4 protein-coding genes are annotated in these 2,510 nt (G+C 39.8%); 2 read left to right on the top strand and 2 right to left on the bottom strand.

What is annotated here, in order from left to right:
• Together QZL69_RS02490 and QZL69_RS02485 are read left to right on the top strand one after the other, a co-directional pair.
• A partial coding sequence (locus QZL69_RS02490) for an aminoacyl--tRNA ligase-related protein (protein WP_330361728.1) occupies positions 1 to 278 on the top strand: 278 nt, incomplete at its 5' end.
• Between the two features lie 18 nt (positions 279 to 296).
• Positions 297 to 1,166 (top strand): DUF3881 family protein, encoded by an 870-nt coding sequence (locus QZL69_RS02485; protein ID WP_022213645.1) that lies wholly within the window; start codon positions 297 to 299, stop codon positions 1,164 to 1,166.
• Between the two features lie 221 nt (positions 1,167 to 1,387).
• Here QZL69_RS02485 and QZL69_RS02480 read toward each other — a convergent pair whose 3' ends face one another.
• Both QZL69_RS02480 and QZL69_RS02475 read right to left on the bottom strand, forming a co-directional pair.
• Entirely contained in the window at positions 1,388 to 1,750 is a 363-nt protein-coding gene (locus QZL69_RS02480) for a hypothetical protein (RefSeq protein WP_022213644.1), read from the bottom strand.
• Positions 1,751 to 1,979: 229 nt separating this feature from the next.
• Positions 1,980 to 2,258 carry a hypothetical protein gene (locus QZL69_RS02475; RefSeq protein ID WP_022213643.1) on the bottom strand — a complete coding sequence of 93 codons (279 nt, stop codon included), beginning with the start codon at positions 2,256 to 2,258 and terminating at the stop codon, positions 1,980 to 1,982.
• Positions 2,259 to 2,510: the final 252 nt, after the last annotated feature.

Here is a 2,510-nt window from a genome sequence, read left to right as displayed (position 1 = left end):
TAGAAGCATGGTCTCCAAGACAGAAGAAATATTTCGAAGTAGGAAGCTGCTCTAACTTAGGTGATGCACAGGCTCGTCGTCTGAGAATCCGTGTAAATGGAAAAGATGGCAAGAAATATCTTGCGCACACACTGAACAACACTGTAGTAGCTCCTCCGAGAATGCTGATCGCATTCCTGGAAAATAACCTGAATGCTGACGGATCCGTAAATATTCCGGAAGCACTGCAGCCATACATGGGCGGCATGAAGAAAATTGAGAAAAAGACCCGCGCATAAGGATATGGAGGTGTACTTTTGCACAGCTATTTAAAAGCAGTCGGTTTTTCAGAAATAAAGAAACGTGCGGAGATGAAAGAAATCCTGCTGGATGTGATTCGAAACTACGATGAAAAAAACGTGGTTTCAGACCATCCGGACGGCACTTTTGCTGAATTCTCCAAAAGTTATGGATACGACTGCGGAATTACTGTTTGCGGTCAGTACGATGAAGATAACAGGTTTCACGTGGAATATTATTATCCTTTCTTTAAGGGAACCGGCATTACAACGAATGAACCGGTGACAGTAGAACGGCATGCAGACAAAGAATCTTTTGCAGGTGCCTGCGACGATCTGAGAATAGGAATTACACTGATCTTTTATCTGCAGAATGGTGCGAGATATATGCTCGAAAAAAGCAAAGGAAATGTTTTGAACAAACCATTGACTTTATCCGGCCTTGCAGATGAGGGACGTATTCTTCTTCCGGTCCTGAAAGATAAAGAAGCAGTAAAGGTCGAGAAGGAAACCAGTAAGAATCGTAGTTCGCTGATTGCGGCAGCCAGAAATGGTGACGAGGAAGCGATGGAAAGCCTTACGATGGAAGACATGGATACATATTCCATGATCTCCCACAGGATCGTAAATGAAGATATTTTTACGATCGTGGATTCTTATTTCATGCCTCATGGAATCCAGTGTGACCAGTATGGAATTCTGGGAGAAATCCAGGAAATCCATCATACCCGCAATGAGGTGACAAATGAAGAACTCATTCAGATGACAGTAGAGAGCAATAACATGCAGTTCGATATCTGCATCAACAAAAAAGACCTCCTGGGTGAACCGGAGATTGGAAGACGCTTTCGAGGTAATATCTGGCTTCAGGGACAGATCCATTTCTGACAGATAAATAATATTAAAATACAGGCGGCAGATAAAGATAAAATTCTGCTGGAAGAACAGAAAGTCCCCACCCACTACTTTAATTGCGAAAGGCAATAAGCAGTGGGTGGGGACTTTCTTATTTATACTACTTAAGGAGGAAGAGATATATATAAGTAGCGAAGCGGATTATGAATAGCCGCTTTGCTACAAAAAATGGGGTAGCCAACTGGTAGGCGGATTTATCTGTTAATGCTGTTGAATGGGAGAGCTTTCTGCATGATTTCGTTGAATTCCTTACGCGCTTTCTCGTGGTCACAGATTTCGATAACGTCAGTTTCAGGATCGTATTTTACATATAAAACTGCGTTCTCCAGGTCGGGAGCTTCTTCCAGATCATTTTCACGGTTATTGGTCTGTTTGATCAAGACGCTGAAGCTCTTATCAATAGGTTCTTTAAAAACTTTTTTGTCTACAAAGGTGTTCTCTACTACGGATGTATCTGGATGCCAGATAGCCTTATCCAGAATATCTGCGAAAGCGTCTTCACTTAAATCGGCAAAAGAATAAAATGTCTGATACTTCCATTCGCTGTTTGTTAACATTAGATTACAAATTCTGTACTCGCGGAATATTCTTCTGCTATAAAGGTTTTTCCATTTGCATATACCATTGTCTTTTCAAATTTCTGGAGAAAATTATACTGTTTGCGAAGTTCGCGAATTTCGTCCGCCTTTTTTGACCAGCTTTCTGAAGATTTTAATTTGGGGTCAGTAAGTGCCCAAATTTTATCCGCTTCCTCCAAAACATCTTTTAACCAGAATTGCGTATCTCTTAAAGGGAACAGTGCATTGCTTCTTCTGGAAGCAGATCTCCTGAAATCCTTTTGAGAATTCCATTTCCCTTATATACTATCCCCAGTTTATCAATATATTCTTTTGCCTGTGGAAACTCAAAAGCTGCTTCCATTTCCAGCAGATTTTTCATAGCTGTTTCTTTATCGTATTTTTTGAGATTAGGATCTGTACCTACAACAGTGTTGTTTCCCTCTGCTGCTCTGGTGTCAAGCAATGGTAAAACATCATTTACTACGATGAATAATCTCTTTTTCATTAGTTAAGGTCCCCTTTTTATAAATAAGTTCGTTGTTGTTTCTGATGACATATATACTAAAGTATAACGTGATTTTGCTCCAGAGTATTGTATAGAAAAGTTTTGCTCAGGGACAAGTTTTTTCATCAGGGTAGAATGCACATATTACCAGGGACAACTCGGGTATATAACGACCAAGAAAGTCAAGGGAATTGTAAAAAATTATAAATGATTTGATGCAAACTTGATAAAATAAAAGACTTGTTTTTTGGG

Source organism: Blautia sp. CAG:237 (assembly GCF_000436615.1).
Taxonomy (GTDB): domain Bacteria; phylum Bacillota; class Clostridia; order Lachnospirales; family Lachnospiraceae; genus Blautia_A; species Blautia_A intestinihominis.
Note: the sequence above shows the minus strand (reverse complement) of the source record. Positions and strands in the feature narration are given on the sequence as shown.